This window comes from Stenotrophomonas rhizophila (assembly GCF_020857975.1).
In the GTDB taxonomy this organism is placed as follows: Bacteria; Pseudomonadota; Gammaproteobacteria; order Xanthomonadales; family Xanthomonadaceae; genus Stenotrophomonas; species Stenotrophomonas rhizophila_C.
Map to the genome: position 1 here is coordinate 37798 of NZ_JACWUO010000014.1, position 16099 is coordinate 53896.

Here is a 16099-nt window from a genome sequence, read left to right on the forward strand (position 1 = left end):
GGAGGATTTCATGGCCGACCCGATTCCGCTGGCACAGGCGCACTGCGTACCGCGCAGGGGCAGCGAGCACAAGCTGGACCAGGCCCGGGTGGCCGAACTGCTGGCGCAGGTCCCGGGCTGGGAACTGGCCGAGCAGGGCCAGGCGCTGACCCGCACCTTCCGCTTCAAGGACTACCATCGGACCATGGCGTTCGTGAACGCCCTGGCCTGGGTGGCCCACCGCGAGGACCACCACCCGGACCTGGGCGTGCATTACGACCGCGCCGTGGTGCGCTTTTCCACCCACGACGTGGGCGGGCTGAGCGAAAACGACTTCATCTGTGCAGCCAGGGCGTCGGCCCTGACGGAGTGATTGCCATGAAACTGCAGACCCTTGTGTTGTCCAGCATCGCCCTGACCGCCCTGGCCGGCTGCAACCAGCCGGCCGCGCCGCAAGCCCCGGTGGCCGCGCCGACCGAGGTGGCCGCGGTCAAGACCCCGCCACCGCAGTACCCGATCGAACTGGCCTGTCAGGGCATCGGCGGCACCAGCACCTTCAAGGTGGTGATCGCCAGCGACGGCGCGCCGGCCCAGGTCAACCTGCTGACCGGCAGCGGCAACATCCAGCTCGACGAACTGGCCAGCACGGCGGTGAAGGGCTGGCAGTTCAAGGCCGCCACCCGCGCCGGGCAGACGGTATCGACCACCATCCAGGTACCGGTCAGCTTCAATCCGCCGCAACCCAAGCCCGATGAGTGCTTTGCCGTGGAAGAGCGGTTGCGCCGGGGCGGTTGATTGCTCCCTGATCGAGGTCAGCCTTCGCCACGCCTCCCGTCGCGCGCCTCTACCGGGGCGCGCCGTACTTGAACAAGGATGCCGTGGCGCATGCTGGAAATCTCTTCTGAAAACGTCTGGATCGCCCTGGGGGTAACCCTGGCCGCCGGCCTGGCCACCGGCCTGGGCAGCTTGATGGTGCTGTTCTCGCGCCGCCCCAACCCGCGCCTGCTGGCGTTCGGGCTGGCCTTTGCCGGTGGCGCGATGGTGTTCGTGTCGCTGACCGAGATCCTCAACAAGGCGATCGATTCGTTCACCCAGGCCTACGATGCGCGCCTGGGCTTTGCCTACGGCACCGCCGCGTTCCTGGCCGGGGTGCTGCTGATCGTGGTGATCGACCACCTCATTCCCAATCCGCACGAGAGCCTGGACAAGCAGGACCCGTTGTTCCGCGACAACAACAAGGCCTATATCCGGCGGGTGGGCCTGCTGACCGCCATTGCGATCACCGCGCACAACTTCCCCGAGGGCCTGGCCACCTTCTTCGCCACCCTGGAAAGCCCGGCGGTGGGCATGCCGCTGGCGTTCGCCATCGCCATCCACAACATCCCCGAAGGCATCGCCATCGCGGTGCCGGTGTACTTCGCCACGCAGAACAAGTGGTATGCCTTCGGCGCCAGCCTGTTGTCCGGGCTGGCCGAGCCGGTGGGCGCGGCGATCGGCTACTTCGCGTTGTCGGGCATGCTCAACCACGCCACCTTCGGCTGGGTGTTCGGGCTGATTTCCGGGGTGATGGTGTTCCTGGCCCTGGACGAGCTGCTGCCGGCGGCCAAACGCTACGCCAAGGGCCACGAAACCGTGTACGGCCTGGTGGCCGGCATGGGCAGCCTGGCGATCAGCCTGGTGTTGTTCAAGTGGTGAGGCTGGGCCATAACCCGATAACAGCGGGCCCGGCCCGGTAGTGCCGGCCGCTGGCCGGCTCTGCACCGTGTCGATCGACATTCGGAGGAGCCGGCCAGCGGCCGGCACTCCCCCCGTCCCGCGCGGCCGGATCGGCCGCCGGCACTATTTCAACCGGTTCAACACCTCCACCAGCTCATCGGCCAGCGGCGCGTTGATCAGGTATGGGGTCTTGCCCGCGTCCAGCGCGAACTCCAGCGAGGCGGCGTGCAGGAACAGGCGCTTGAGGCCGATCTGCTCGCGCAGCCGCTTGTTGACGTCCGCATCGCCGTACTTGTCGTCCCCGGCCACCGGATGGCCCAGGTGCTGGGCGTGCACGCGGATCTGGTGGGTGCGGCCGGTCTCGATGCGCACCTCGCAGTACGAATGCCCGCCCTTGCGCTCCAGTACGCTGAAGTGGCTGATCGACTCCTTGCCGATCGGGTTGACCTGCACGTGGCGCTCGCCGCCCTGGCGCAGGCCCACGTGCAGCGGCGCGTCCACGGTCATGGTGCCGTCGGGCATGCGCCCCACCAGCAGGGTCAGGTAGCGCTTGCGGATGCCGGCGCCGTGGTCTTCACGCAGCAACGCCTGCAGTTCGCTCAGGGCCGAGCGCTTCTTGGCCACGATCAGCAGGCCGGAGGTGTCCCGGTCCAGCCGGTGCACCAGTTCCAGGGTCTTGCCCGGGCGCAGCGCGCGCAGGGTCTCGATCGCGCCGAAACTGATCCCGCTGCCGCCGTGGCTGGCCACGCCGGACGGCTTGTTCAGCGCCAGCAGCCGATCGTCCTCGAACACGATGGCATCTTCCAGACGCTTCATGAACGAAGGCGGCGGCCCGGCCTTGTCTCCTTCTTCAGTGAGACGAACCGGCGGGACGCGGACTTCGTCGCCGCCTTCGAGCTTGCGCTCGGCCTTGGCGCGGCCGCCGTTGACCCGGACCTGCCCGCTGCGCACCAGTTTGTAGATCAGGCTGCGCGGTGCACCCTTGAGCTGGCCGAGCAGGAAGTTGTCCAGGCGTTGCCCGGCGCGGTCGGCCGGGACAGTGATGATACGTACGCTGGTCATGGCTTCAGCGGCTTTGGGGGTGGGCTCGGTAACGGTCATTGGCCTTTTATTCTGTTACACTCGGCGGGCGAGATAAGGGATTGATTTCGTTGGAAGTTGCTCTGGGCCAGAAGCCCGACTTCCCGCGATTCCGGCACAGTGCTGCAGCCACCGCCCCCGGGGCGGCCATGTTAGCGGCTCACCGGCGGTCCCGGCCATCGCCGGATGCCTGACAAGCATTTGTGCTGAAAAACATGTCCCTGTGGCGCTCCAGCCTGGCTGACAGCTGCCTCCGGCCCCGTAACACCCAAACCAAAACACAAAGAAGCGCTCCCGCGGCCTGCCGTGGTGTTGTAGCGCTGGAAACCCAAGCCGCCCTCCCCGCGCCTGCGCGATGGGCGTCGAAGCGTGACCAGAAGCGAAACCCCATGGCGTTCCGCGCGGTAGCAGCGCGCGAGGAACGCAAGTATGAAGCGAATGCTGATCAACGCCACGCAGGCCGAAGAGCTGCGGGTAGCCATCGTGGATGGCCAGACGCTGTACGACATCGACATCGAACAGCCGTCCAAGGAACAGAAGAAGTCGAACATCTACAAAGGCCGCATCACCCGCCTTGAACCGTCGCTGGAAGCGGCCTTCGTCGAGTACGGCGGCGAGCGCCATGGCTTCCTGCCGCTGAAGGAAATCTCCCGCGATTACTTCCAGGCCGGGGTCGACCACAACAAGGCCGGCATCCGCGAGCTGCTGCGCGAGGGCCAGGAAGTGGTGGTCCAGGTGGACAAGGAAGAGCGCGGCAACAAGGGCGCCGCCCTGACCACGTTCATCTCGCTGGCCGGCCGCTACATGGTGCTGATGCCGAACTCGCCGACCGCCGGCGGCGTCTCGCGCCGGATCGAGGGCGAAGACCGCGCCGCGCTGAAGGAAGCGCTGGACAAGCTGAACATCCCCGACGACATGGGCGTGATCATCCGCACCGCCGGCGTCGGCCGCGATGCCGAAGAACTGCAGTGGGACCTGGATTACCTGCTGCAGGTGTGGAAGTCGATCGCCGAAGCGGCGCTGACCAAGCCGGCCCCGTTCCTGATCTACCAGGAATCGCGCCTGATCGTGCGCGCCCTGCGCGACTACCTGCGCGCCGACGTCGGCGAGATCCTGGTGGACACCGAGGAGCTGTACGAGACCGCCCGCGAGTTCATGCAGCAGGTGATGCCGCAGACCCTGCGCAAGCTCAAGCATTACAAGGACGACATCCCGCTGTTCAACCGCTTCCAGATCGAATCGCAGATCGAAGGCGCGTATGAGCGCAACGTGCGCCTGCCGTCGGGCGGTTCGATCGTGGTCGACCAGACCGAAGCGCTGACCGCCGTGGACGTCAACTCCTCGCGCGCCACCAAGGGCAGCGACATCGAGGACACCGCGTTCCAGACCAACCTGGAAGCGGCCGAAGAAGTGGCCCGCCAGCTGCGCCTGCGCGACCTGGGCGGCCTGGTGGTGATCGATTTCATCGACATGGCCTCCAACAAGCACCAGCGCGAAGTCGAAAACCGCCTGCAGAACGCGCTCAAGTACGACCGTGCGCGCGTGCAGCTGGGCCGCATCTCGCGCTTTGGCCTGATGGAAATGAGCCGCCAGCGCCTGCGCCCGAGCCTGGGCGAATCCAGCCAGATCATCTGCCCGCGTTGCGACGGCCATGGCCGCATGCGCAGCGTGGAGTCGCTGTCGCTGGCCATCATCCGCGTGGCCGAAGAGCATGCGATGAAGGAAAACACCGGGCAGGTGCTGGTCCAGGCCCCGGTCGAGATCGCCAACTACCTGCTCAACGAAAAGCGCGGCGCGCTGCGTGAAATCGAACAGCGCCATGACGCGCCGATCGTGATCGTGGCCGACGAGCAGCTGCACACCCCGCACTACGAAGTCACGCGCCTGCGCGACAACGAACTGGGCGAAGACAGCGGCAAGCCGAGCTACCAGCGCGGCACCCCGCGCAAGCTGCCGGTGCACGCCCTGACCAAGGCCCAGCTGAACATCCCGGTGGCCCCGGCGGTGACCCAGGTCAAGCACAGCCAGCCGGCCCCGGTGCGCGAAGCGCCCGAACCGGAAGCCGCACCGGCGCCGGTCGCCCCCGCCCCGGTGGCCGCCCCGGCCGCCACCGGCGTGGTCGGTTGGCTCAAGCGCATCTTCGCTGGCGAACCGGCCCCGGCCGCCGCCCCGCAGGCAGGCAACCGCCCGGCCCAGGACGGCAACCGCAACAACCGCAACAAGGACCGCAGCAAGGACCGTAACGGTCGCCGCGACGAGCGCGGTGAGCGCAACGGCAACGGCGGCGGCCAGCAGGCCCAGGGCCGTGGCAAGGACCAGCGCGGTGAACGTGGCGAACGTGGTGGCGAGCGCGGCGGCAAGAACGAGCGTCGCGACGAGCGCCGCCAGGACACCGCCGCCGCACCGGCCAACGGCAATGCCGCGCAGGTGCAGGCGCCCGGCCAGGCCAAGCCGCGCAACGAGCAGCAGCCGGCCAAGCCGCGCAATGAACAGCAGCAGCCCAAGCTGAAGCAGAAGCAGCCCCGGCCGCCGCAGGGCGAGGCCGACAAGGCCGTGGCCGGTGAACGCCCGGCCCGCCAGCCGCAGGCCGACGCCGCCAAGCCGGTGCAGGCCGCTGCAACGCCGGCCGATGCCGCCGTGCTGGCCGCTGCCGCACTGACCGTCAGCGACGCGCTGGATGGCACCGAGCGCCCGGCCGATACCGCCGCGCAGGCCGAGCAGGCCGGCGCAGCGACGCAGGCCGACGCGGGCGAAGCGCTGGATCACGGCGATGCACCGGCCAACGGCGACGATGCCAACGGCGAAGGCGCCTCGCGCCGTCGCCGCGGCCGTCGCGGTGGCCGTCGCCGTCGTCGTGGCAATGGCGAGCAGGCAGCGGGCAGCGATGGGTTCAATGGCGACGACAACGGTCTGGATGACGATGGCGACGACCAGGACGGCGATCTGGACGGTGGCAACACCGCCGCCTTCGAGCGCCCGGCCGTCGACAACGGCCAGCCGCAGCCGGAGTTCGAGTTCGATGACGAAGCCGGCAGTGCGCCGGCCGCCGCACCGGTTCGGGCCCCGCGCCCGGCCCCGGCGGCTGCCGCCGTCGCCGCTGCCGCACCGGCAGCGGTGGTCAGCAGCCCGGTGGTGAATGCCGCCCCGGCCGAGCCGAGCCCGGCCCCGGTGGCCGAAGCCGCGGCCGAAAAGGCCCCGGCCTCCTACACCGACCGCGTCCCGTTCGTGGAAAGCCCGACCCCGGCCCCGGCCCGGGTGGAAGCCACCGCGCCGGCCGCTGCCGTCCAGGCCCCGCGCCCGGCTGCGGCCGCTGCCCCGGTGGTGGAACCGGCACCGGCTCCGGTCGCTCCGGTTGCTGCCGAACCGGCTGCCGTGGTGACCCCGGTCGCCGCCGCTCCGGTGGCGACGCCGGCCGCGCCGGTCGCCCCGCCGGTCGTCACTGCCCCGGTGGCGGTGGAGCCGGTTGCGCAAGCTCCGGCCGTGGCCGCCGCCCCGGAGCCGACCCCGGCCCCGGTGGTTGTGCCCGCCCCGGTGGTGGAAGTGGCGCCGGTCGCCGCTGCTACCCCGGCGGTGGAAACCGCCCCGGTCGCTGCCCCGGCCGTCGTTGAAGCCGCCCCGGTGGCCGAAGCCGCCCCGGTGCAGGCCCCGCGCCCGGTGCAGACCAGCATGCTCGATGCCGTGGTCGCCGCCCGGGCCCAGCCCGAAGCGGCCGCCCCGGCGCCGGCAGCACGCGCCGAGGCGGTCGACACCGCCCCGGTCGAACGCAGCGGCCAGCTGTTCGGCAACGCCGCCGGTCAGTCCGTGGCCGGCAACGACGCGGCCGAGCAGGCAGCGCCGGCCGACACCAGCGATGAAGCCTCCACCGACGTGGTGCAGGCCGAGCCGCAGGATCCGGAAAAGCACGACAAGGGCTGATTCCGGCCAGGCGTCACCAGCCAAACGCAGACAGCGGCCTTCGGGCCGCTGTCTGCGTTTACGGCCCCCTGTGGCATGCTCGGCCGATGAACCTGCGCCCGCTGTTGCCCGTATGCCCACTACTGTTGTGCGCGCTCTGCGCCTGCCAGCCCGACCCGCCCGTGCTCAGCAAGGACGCCATCGCCCTGCGCGATGCCGGGCCGGAGGATGTCGTCCGCAGCCGGCTGCGTGGCACTGACGTCGAACTGCTCGCGCAGGACTGCAAGGTGTTCCGGGTGACCCGCGGACCTGATCAGGCGGTCACGCTTACCGAGGTACTGGCTCCGCCGCCCTACCCGTTCTTCACCGCTTGCCAGCGGCAGTCGCTGCGGCAGGAAGACGGCGCGGTGGTTGCGGTGCTGGGCCGGATGGCGTTCGGCGCCGGTGGGTGCTGCGCCACGGGCGGCACCTGGCGCACGCGCGACGGCCAGGCGTGGGAAAAGATCAGCGAGCGGACCGTTCCGTAATGCGCCGGCAGCGTGCCGATGGTGCAGGAGCAGCCACGCATGGCGTGGCTCTACGCTATCGATGCGGCCACGCAACCCGGGGGTAGAGCCACGCCATGCGTGGCCGCGTTTCCCCGATCAGGGCGTAGTGGCGGCCGGGCTGCCCGGGCTCGGCGCGAACTGCAGCCGCGTCCAGACCCCGTAATGGTCCGAGGCCCAGCGGCCTTCGGCATAGGGCTGATCGAACAGGAGTTTTGCCTCGCGCGCGAGCAGTTGGTCCTGCTGGAAGAAGACGTGGTCGATGCGGCGTGGCGCGTCGAAGTAGTGCCGGTTGAGCGTGCTGACCGGGGCCTGCGCGGTATTGACGTGCACGCTGCCGAAGCTGTCGCCGTAATGGTTGCGCAGTTCGCTCAGGTCGCCGGCATCGACCAGGGCGTTGAAATCCCCGGCAATCACCACCGGGGCACCGTCGGCGGTGGCGGCGATGAAACGCAGCAGGTCGGCCACCTGTTCGGCGCGGATGCGGCTGCCGTCGGCATCGCTGCGTTCGTTCAAGTGGGTGGCGTAGACGTTGACGGCGTGTGCGTCGATGGCGATGCGCAGGTGCGCCACGGTGCGGTAGTCGCCCAGCGGCGCCAGCAGGTGTTCGTTGCGCGCCAGCACCGGGCGCCGGGTCAGCAGTGCGTTGCCATAGCGTTTGGCGCTGCCGGGCGGGTCGGTGGAGACGAACTGGTAGTCGTAGCCCAGCCTGCGCGCCAGCCAGGCGGCCTGGTTGCGCACCCGGGGTTTCTGGATCACCTCCTGCAGCGCGATCGCGTCCGGCTGCAATGCCTGCAGTTCGCGCAGGATCACCCGGCGCCGCGCCGGCCAGTCTTCGCGGTCGTGGTGCAGGTTGAAGGTGACCATGCTCATGCCCGGCGCTTCCGCACCGCCGGTATCGGCCGCGCCGGCCGGCGCCGGCACGACGGCCAGCAGCAGCGCGCACAGCCACCCGGCGCAGCCGATGCGCAATGCCTGCATCGGCTGCATTACGGCGCCTTGCGTTCGGCGCGGCGCACCGCGGCCGGGATGTCGATCTCGACCCGGGCCGGCACCTGGGTGATGCGCAGCTCGCCGTTCAACCACTGCGCCGCTTCGCCGTTGATGGTGGTATCGCCGGGCTCGCCGCTGTAGGGCCACGGCAGGATCACCCCGCCGTGCGGCGGTACCAGCCCGGCCGGCAGTTCCAGCACCAGTTGCTTGTCGTTGCGGACCAGCGCGTAGTTGAGCAGGCCGTTGGGCGTGCGCAGGCCCTTGACCGCGATGCCCGGTGCCTCCAGCCAGCGCGAGGGCACGCCGGCGGCCAGCACCAGGCTGTCGTCGACGTCGCGGTTGTAGGCGAACATGTCCAGCGCCGAACGCACGAAGTCCGAGGCCACCCAGGCGTGCGGCAGGTCGCCGACGAAGAACGGTTTGCGCGGAGTGCGCGAGACCACTTCGGCCCACTGGTTCCACGCCTGCGGGGCGCGGTCGTTGAAGAAGAAGCCGGTGGCCTGCCAGGCACGGTCGCGCCAGCCCAGGCGCACGAACGCGGCGACGTTGCGCCATTCGTAGGGGGTGTAGTCCTTCCATTCGCGCTTGCCGTCGCGGCGCTGCTCGAACTCGGTCCAGTAACGTTCGAAGGTGTTGTCCAGGTACGGCTGCGGCAGTCGGCCCTGTTCACCACCCGGGGCCAGTGCGATGGTGGTGGAAGTGGCATCGAAGTCGCCCAGCTCGGCCGACCCGGGCAGGTAATCGATCTTGTGCAGGTTCACCGCGGCCAGCAGCGAGGCCTGCAGGTCATCACGGAACTGGTCGCGCGACGCGCTGATCTGCATCGCATCCAGCTTGCCCAGGGTGCTGGCGATGATCGCCGCGTCCTTGTAGCCGCGCAGCGCCCAGAAGTTGTCCCAGTACGAATGCATCGGCTTGGCCGAATAGCCTTCGTGGCTGATCGAGGCCGGCATCATCCCGTAGAAGGCCGGGTTGAGCGCGCGGTTTTCCTCGGTGCGCTCGCTCAGGCGCAGCCGCTCCATGTACTGGTACGCGCCCTGCACATGCGGCCACATGGCTTCCAGGAAGGTGCTGTCGCCGGTATAGCGCCAGTATTCGGCGATGTTGAAGATCAGCTCGCCATGGCTGTCGTTCTCCGGCACCGGGTCGCTGCCGCGCGCATCCACGCAGCACGGCACCTTGCCGTTGTCGAACTGGTGCGGCGCATACCAGCTGACGTAGTCGCGCACCGCATCGCTGCGGCCCATGCGCAGCAGCCCTTCGGAAATCATCGCGCCGTCGCGGATCCAGCTGCGCGAATACGAGCGCGTGCCCGGCTGCAGGCTGGGCCCGATCCGCGAGATCAGCATGTGCGCCAGCGCCGTGCGCAGGGTGTCGGCCAACGGCTTGCCGGCCGCCGGCAGCTGCAGGCTCACCTGGTCCAGCTTGGTCCGCCACATCGAGGCGACCGCCTGCTGTGCCTTGCCCGCATCGAAGCCCGCAGGCATCGTCCAGTTGCCGGTCTGCGGCAGCACGATGGTCACCTCGCGGCTCTGGCCCGGCTCCAGCCGCCAGCGGTACAGCAGCGCGCCGGAGGCCAGCCCGGTGGCGTCGGCGACCTCGCCGGTGGCCGGCAGCGTGCCGTCGGCCAGGTGCTCCACCTCCAGCTTGCTGTCAAAAGCGGTGGCGAAGGCCGCATCGGCCGGCTGCAGCGCATACACCCGCGGGCTGCCGTTGACCTCCACCTGGGTGGGGCTCACGGCCAGGTTGTCGATCCGGCTGAAGCCACCGACGGTATTGAGGAACTGGGTCGGCGGGTTGACCTGCCAGGGGCGTACCGCCAGGGCCAGGGTGTAGTCGTGGGCGACCTTGTCCGGATTGCGCAGGGTGTAGCGGCCGACCAGCTGCGCCTTGTCGGCGGTGCCCTGGACGAAACCGGTGACCTCCAGCGCGGCCTTGTCGTGGCTCCAGTCCACGCTGGCGATCGGCAGGTAATCGTCCTGCAGCGACTGGCGGCTGCTTACGTCGGCCCAGCTGAGCAGCTTCTTGTTGTCCACCAGCACGAACGGCTCCACGCTGAAGCTGGCCTTGGCCACTTCCAACGCGCCATCCTCGCCGATCAGGGCCTGTTCGCGGCCGCCGTCCAGGCCCAGCAGGGTCCAGTACGGCTGCTCGCCGCTGAAGCCACGCGGCACGAAGCCGCGCGGCAGGTCGGTGCCGACCGAGCGGATGAAATCGTTGGGGGTGGCGGCAAATTCCAGCGGCTTGAGGCTGATGTCGCGGATGCCGTAGCGCCAGCTCGGGCCGCCCTTGAGATCAAAGCGCAGGTAGCGCGCCTCGGTATCGGGCAGCGCCAGCCAGTCGCGGCCGCCACCACCGGCGGTGATCTCGCGCACCTGTCGCCAGTTGCGCCCGTCCTGCGAGGTGCGCACCACGTAACGGGTGGCCTCCAGCCCGGGCAGCCACTGGATCACCGCCCCACCGAACTCGCGCACCTTGTGCAGGTCCAGGCTGATGGTCTGGTCGGGCACCCCGCCGCTGATCCAGACCGTGTCGGCCTTGCCATCGGCGATGCGGCTCTGCAGCGCGGTGGCGGTATCGGCAATCACCGACGGTGCCAGCGCCGAGGTGTCCATCGGCGGCAGGCCCTGCAGGGTGAGCCGGTCGAAGCACACCGTGCCCTTGCCGCCGACCTTGTTGTAGATGGTGAATTCCACCGCCGCGCTGCGCTTGAGGGTCTTGTCCGCATCCGGGCCCCAAGCCTTGTCGATCTGGCGGGCGCGGTACTGCACGCCGGTCCAGGTCTTGGGGAACGCATAGCCGGGCCGGTTGACCCACCACACGTTGTCGCCGCTGGCATCGATCAGCTTGAACTGCAGGTCGTTGGCCGGCGAGTCGCCACGCAGCTGGAAGCCCAGCTGGTAGTTTTCCGGGAACTCGATGCCCAGCTCGCGGCGGATGCCCACGTAGCCGGACACCTCGTGGAAGTCGTAGTCCACGCACAGGGCGCGGCCGCCGCCGTTGCCGGCGACGCTGCGCAGCGAACCGCTGACCTGGTCGGACAGCACTAGTTTCCACGGCGCCATGTCGTCGAAGCTGTCCAGCAGCTTCGGTGCCGGCAACGGCGGCGGCGCAGCGGCCGAGGCCGCCAGTGACCAGACCAGACCCAGACCCATCACCGCCGCAGCATGCTTCACCCTTTGACACTCCCCAACAGCAGACCCTGGATGTAATAACGCTGCAATGCCAGAAACAGCAGCAGCACCGGCACCACCGTGACCACCGCGCCGGCCATCATCATCTCCACGTCCATGATGTGTTCGCGCGACAAGGTGGCCAGGGCGACCGGCAAAGTGTAGTGCTCCTGGTCGGTCAGCACGATCAACGGCCACATGAAGTCGTTCCAGGCGCCCATGAAGGTGAAGATCGACAGGGTCACCAGCACCGGCTTGAGCATCGGCAGCACGATCTGGAAGAAGATCCGCATCTCCCCTGCCCCGTCGATGCGCGCCGCTTCCAGCAGCTCGTCGGGGATCGAGCGCGCGTACTGGCGCACCAGGAAGATGCCGAACACGCTGGCCAGCGCCGGCACGATCACCCCGCCGAAGCTGTTGACCAGGCCGAGCTGCTTCATCAGCAGGAACAGCGGCAGCATCGCCACCTGGGCCGGGATCACCAGCGCGGCCAACAGCATCTGGAAGATGCGCTCGCGGCCGGCGAAGCGCAGCTTGGCAAAAGCGTAGCCGCCCATGGTGTTGAGCAGCAGCGAGCCCAGCGTGATGGCCAGCGAGACCAGCAGGCTGTTGACGAAGTTGTTGCCCATCCCGGTCCGCGCGAACAGCTCGTGGTAGTTGACCGTGGTCAGCGCCGAGGGCAGCAGCGGCGGCGGGAAATGCGCCGCCTCGCCGGTGGGCATGAACGACACCGACAGCATCCACAGCAGCGGGGCCAGGCTGACCAGCGCCAGCACGCTCAGCCCGCCGTTGACCCACCATGCATGCCAGCGCGACTGGCCGATTTCACGACTCATACCAACTGCCTCTTGCGGCCGAAACGCAGCATGACGCTGGTCACCGCCAGGATGATCAGGAACAACAGGAACGCCACCGCCGAAGCGCGGCCCAGGTTCCACCACTTGAAGCCTTCCTCGAACATGAAGTACAGCACGCTCACGGTGCTCTGCAGCGGGTCGCCGCGGGTCATCACGTAGGGTTCGGCGAACAGCTGGAAGTAACCGGACACGGTGATCACCCCCACCACCAGCAGGACCGGGCCGAGCATGGGCAGGGTGATGTGCAGGAACTGCTTCCAGCGCGAGGCGCCGTCGATGCGCGCGGCCTCGTACAGGTCGTGCGGGATCGCCTGCAGGCCGGCCAGGAAGATCACCATGTTGTAGCCGAAGTTCTTCCACACCGCGAACAGCATGATGGTCGGCATCGCCCAGTTGGGGTCGCCGAGCCAGTCGATCGGGCTGATGCCCAGGTGGCCCAGGCCGTAGTTGACCAGGCCGTAGCTGGTGTGGAACAGGTAGCGCCAGATCACCGCCACCGCCACCAGGGTGGTCACCACCGGGGCGAACAGCGCGGTGCGGAACAGCGCCTTGAAGCGCGCCGCCGGCGCATTGAGCAGGATCGCCGCGCCCAGCGACACCGCGATCGACATCGGCACGCCCACGATCACGAAATACGTGGTGTTCCACAGCGACTTCCAGAACATCGGAGTCTGCAGCAGGTCGATGTAGTTGCCCAGCCCGACAAAGCGCAGGTTGGCGCCGTCGGCCAGTGCGTACAGGTCGAAGTCGGTGATGCTCAGCGCCAGCGCCGAGGCCACCGGCAGGCCGAAGAACACGCCGATGACCAGGATGGCCGGGCCGGCGAACATCCAGCCGGCAAGCGAACGCTGCTTCATGGCGCGGCCTCCGTGGCCGGTGCCGCGGCATCGGCCGGGGTGGCCGGGGCCTGCTGCTGGCGCATCCAGCGGCGCTTGGCGAGGACCTTGTCCACGCGCTTGTCCAGTTCCTTCACTGCCACATCCTGATCAAGGCCACCACGCACCACCTGTTCGGTGATGATCCGCATTTCCTGCACGATCCGCTCCCACTCCAGCACCTTGGGGGTCGGCTTGACCCGCTCGAGCTGGTCGCGGAACGGCTGCGCCAGCGGGTCGTTGGCCAGCGAGGGGTATTCCCAGGTGCTGCGCCGCGGCGGCAGGTCGCCGATGATGGAATGGAAGCGTTCCTGGATGGCCGGGCGCGACAGGAACTCGATCAGCTTCCACGAGGCTTCCTTCTGCTGCGAGGAGCGGAAGATCACCAGGCTGGTGCCGCCGGCGATGCCCGCGCCGGGGCCGTCCGGGCCGGGCAGCGCGGCGGTGCCCCACTTGCCTTCCAGTTCCTTGGGCTGCAGCTTCTTGAACTCGCGGATATTCCACGGGCCGGACAGGTAGAACACGTTGAAACCGCGGAAGAACTCGTCCCAGACGTTGGAGATCTGGGTTTCGGACATGCGCGGCGCCCAGCCCTGGGCGAACATGTTTTCGTAGAAGCCCAGCGTCCTGCGGAAGCCGGGGCTGCTGAAGTTGCCGCGCGTGTCACCGTCGCGCAGCAGCGGGTCGGGCTGCTGCAGGGCGAAGGACAGCTGCTGCTCGAACTCGTTGATCGGCATCAGCACCGCGTAACGCTTGGGGCCCTGCATCTTCTTGATCGCGGCCATCATCGTGTTCCACTCGGCCCAGGTGCGCGGCGGGTGGTCGAAGCCGGCCTGGGCAAGCAGGTCCTTGCGGTAGTACAGCAGGCGCGTGTCGACGTACCACGGCACCCCGACCAGTTCGTCATGGACTACGTTGGTATCCCAGATGCCCTGGAAGTAGTCGGCCGGGTCGACCACCTTGGACTGGTCCACGTACGGCTGCAGCGGGGTCAGGGTGTTGAGCTCGGCGAACTCGGGAATCCAGGTATTGCCCAGCTGGCACACATCCGGCAGGCCGTCGGCGGCGAAGGCGGTCAGCAGCTTCTCGTGCGCGGCCGTCCACGGGATGTTCTGCACATCGACGTGGATGCCGGGGTTTTCGGCCTCGAATTCGCGGATCAGCCCGCTGACCACTTCGGCCTCGCGGCCCATCGCCCAGAACCGCACGGTCACCCCTTCGGGCTCCTTGCGGCAGGCACTCAACAGCAGGCTGCCGACCAGCAGCAGCAACAGACTCAGACCCAGCTTGGGGCGCGACGACAATGGCACTGCTTACTTCCCTTGAGGCTGGTTGCGGTTCGAAGTGGAGCTGTTCTTCTGTTCCTGGGCGGCGGCCGCGCGCGATTCGGCGATGCCGACCGAGCGCGCCGAGGCCGCCTTTTCATCTTTCTGCAGTTCCAGCGGCTGGTCTTCCCCTTCCGGGGTCAGCCAGCCGCCGCTGAAGCCGGCGCGCTCCAGGCCCTTGCGGATGTGCGCGTTCTTCTTCATCACGTCCCAGACGAAATCGTTCCGGTAGTTGGCGATCATGGTCAGGATCGGGCCCTGGTCGATGCCGATGTAGTCGCTGGCCACCCAGCCACGGTCGGGCACCAGCCGACCGGTCTTGATCGGGATGTCGTAGTTGAAGCTGGGGTTGAACGAATCCAGGAAGCCGTAGCTGGAATAGATGTAGTCGCCGTAGCGCTTGTGCATCTCCAGCGTGGCCGGGATCACTTCTTCCGGGGCGAACACCACCGAGGCGATCGCCGCGGTCGGCGCGATCGTGCCGTCGTCGAAATTCTCGCGCAGGCCGGCGCCGCGCGAGGAGTAATGGCGGAACTGGCGCTGCTCGCCGCGGTATTCCTGGGTGGTGTTCTGCGGCCCGTCGCTGGCGGTGAGGCCCCACACGTTCTGGCCGTAGTCCTTCCAGTTCATGGGGTTGGCGATGGCGTACTCGCGCTGGGCCAGCGCGGCCGAACGGCTGTTGAGGAAATAGGTGCTGCCACGCTCGCGCATGTAGGCATCCTGGATATCGCGGAAATCGACCCAGACGTGGGTGTACTGGTGGCCGAACAGCGGCCCGAAGGACAGGTATTCCTGGCCCTGGTAGACGCCCCAATCGTTGTCGTAGGTGCGCGTCCAGACCGTCCACGCATCCGGGCTGACCGGATGGGTCGGCGAGCCCAGGGCGAGGATGTAGACCATCATCGCCTCGTTGTAGCCCATCCAGTCGTGGTCGATGAAGCCGCTTTCGGGGAACCAGCCCATCGAGATCAGCGGCGCGCGCTGCTGCAGCCAGGTCCAGTCCACGCGCTTGTACAGCGTATCGGCGATCTGGCGGATTTCCTTTTCGCGCGGGTCATCGCCGCTGTAATAGGACTGCGCGAACAGCACGCCCATCATCAGCAGCGCCGTATCCACGCTGGACAGTTCCACCCAGCTGTCGTAACGACGGCCCTGCTGCATGTCCAGGAAGTGGTAGTAGAAGCCCTTGTAGCCGCCCTTGCCGGTGCGCTGCGGGCCCATCGGCAGGTCGCGGAAGAACTTCAGGGTGAGCAGGGTGCGGTCGATCGCCTGGTTGCGGCTGACCCAGCCGTTCTCGATGCCGATCGGATAGGCGGTCAGCGCGTAGCCGACCGAGGCGATGCTGGCGAACGGGCGCGACGGATAGCGGTCGGGGCTGAGGCCGTTGACTTCGTTGGTGGTGTCCCAGAAGAACTGGAAGGTGCGGCGCTCGATATCGTCAAACAGCGGCGGCAGCTCCGGCTTCATCGGGCGCGGCGGCGCATCGGCCTCGATCAGGATCACCGGCGGGCGCGGCTTGGCCGGCTCGTCCGGCGCCTGCTGCTGGCAACCAGCCAGCGCCAACGACAATACCGCCAACGCCACTATCCGATGTGCTTTCACCGACCACCTCTTTCTGCGCATGTTCGTGCTGGAGAGCATAGCCTCAACCGGGCTGAAATC

The 16099-nt window shown here is 68.2% G+C and carries 12 protein-coding genes; 5 read left to right on the forward strand and 7 right to left on the reverse strand.

What is annotated here, in order from left to right; translation table 11 throughout:
* Positions 1 to 10: 10 nt before the first annotated feature.
* From IC535_RS13705 to zupT, 3 genes are all read left to right on the forward strand, one after another.
* Positions 11 to 352 carry a 4a-hydroxytetrahydrobiopterin dehydratase gene (locus IC535_RS13705; protein WP_228886846.1) on the forward strand — a complete coding sequence of 114 codons (342 nt, stop codon included), beginning with the start codon at positions 11 to 13 and terminating at the stop codon, positions 350 to 352.
* Positions 353 to 357: 5 nt separating this feature from the next.
* Positions 358 to 774: an energy transducer TonB gene (locus tag IC535_RS13710; RefSeq protein ID WP_228886845.1), complete on the forward strand. Its 417-nt coding sequence runs from the start codon at positions 358 to 360 to the stop codon at positions 772 to 774.
* Positions 775 to 864: 90 nt separating this feature from the next.
* Positions 865 to 1674 carry a zinc transporter ZupT gene (gene zupT / locus IC535_RS13715; RefSeq protein ID WP_228886844.1) on the forward strand — a complete coding sequence of 270 codons (810 nt, stop codon included), beginning with the start codon at positions 865 to 867 and terminating at the stop codon, positions 1672 to 1674.
* A 144-nt stretch (positions 1675 to 1818) separates the two neighbouring features.
* Here the strand turns inward: zupT and IC535_RS13720 are convergent, their stop codons facing one another.
* A complete protein-coding gene (locus IC535_RS13720; RefSeq protein ID WP_429000393.1) occupies positions 1819 to 2796 on the reverse strand; it encodes an RluA family pseudouridine synthase in 978 nt (325 codons plus the stop codon).
* Between the two features lie 408 nt (positions 2797 to 3204).
* Between IC535_RS13720 and IC535_RS13725 the strand changes: the two genes are divergently transcribed.
* Positions 3205 to 6690, forward strand: coding sequence for an Rne/Rng family ribonuclease (locus tag IC535_RS13725; RefSeq protein ID WP_228886842.1), 3486 nt, complete (start codon positions 3205 to 3207; stop codon positions 6688 to 6690).
* Between the two features lie 86 nt (positions 6691 to 6776).
* Positions 6777 to 7196 carry a hypothetical protein gene (locus IC535_RS13730; RefSeq protein ID WP_228886841.1) on the forward strand — a complete coding sequence of 140 codons (420 nt, stop codon included), beginning with the start codon at positions 6777 to 6779 and terminating at the stop codon, positions 7194 to 7196.
* A gap of 117 nt (positions 7197 to 7313) precedes the next feature.
* Here IC535_RS13730 and IC535_RS13735 read toward each other — a convergent pair whose 3' ends face one another.
* The 6 genes from IC535_RS13735 to IC535_RS13760 are packed head-to-tail and all read right to left on the reverse strand — an operon-like array spanning position 7314 to position 16060.
* Positions 7314 to 8195, reverse strand: a complete 882-nt coding sequence (locus tag IC535_RS13735; RefSeq protein WP_228886884.1) for an endonuclease/exonuclease/phosphatase family protein — start codon at positions 8193 to 8195, stop codon at positions 7314 to 7316.
* 8 nt (positions 8196 to 8203) lie between these two features.
* On the reverse strand, positions 8204 to 11362 hold the full coding sequence (locus IC535_RS13740; protein ID WP_267473033.1) for a discoidin domain-containing protein: 3159 nt from the start codon (positions 11360 to 11362) through the stop codon (positions 8204 to 8206).
* Between the two features lie 17 nt (positions 11363 to 11379).
* A complete protein-coding gene (locus IC535_RS13745; RefSeq protein ID WP_228886839.1) occupies positions 11380 to 12216 on the reverse strand; it encodes a carbohydrate ABC transporter permease in 837 nt (278 codons plus the stop codon).
* A complete protein-coding gene (locus IC535_RS13750; protein WP_228886838.1) occupies positions 12213 to 13094 on the reverse strand; it encodes a carbohydrate ABC transporter permease in 882 nt (293 codons plus the stop codon). Before IC535_RS13750 ends, IC535_RS13745 begins: the two co-directional genes overlap by 4 nt.
* Positions 13091 to 14392 carry a sugar ABC transporter substrate-binding protein gene (locus IC535_RS13755; protein WP_228886883.1) on the reverse strand — a complete coding sequence of 434 codons (1302 nt, stop codon included), beginning with the start codon at positions 14390 to 14392 and terminating at the stop codon, positions 13091 to 13093. Before IC535_RS13755 ends, IC535_RS13750 begins: the two co-directional genes overlap by 4 nt.
* Positions 14393 to 14425: 33 nt before the next feature.
* Positions 14426 to 16060 carry a glucoamylase family protein gene (locus IC535_RS13760; protein WP_228886837.1) on the reverse strand — a complete coding sequence of 545 codons (1635 nt, stop codon included), beginning with the start codon at positions 16058 to 16060 and terminating at the stop codon, positions 14426 to 14428.
* Positions 16061 to 16099: the final 39 nt, after the last annotated feature.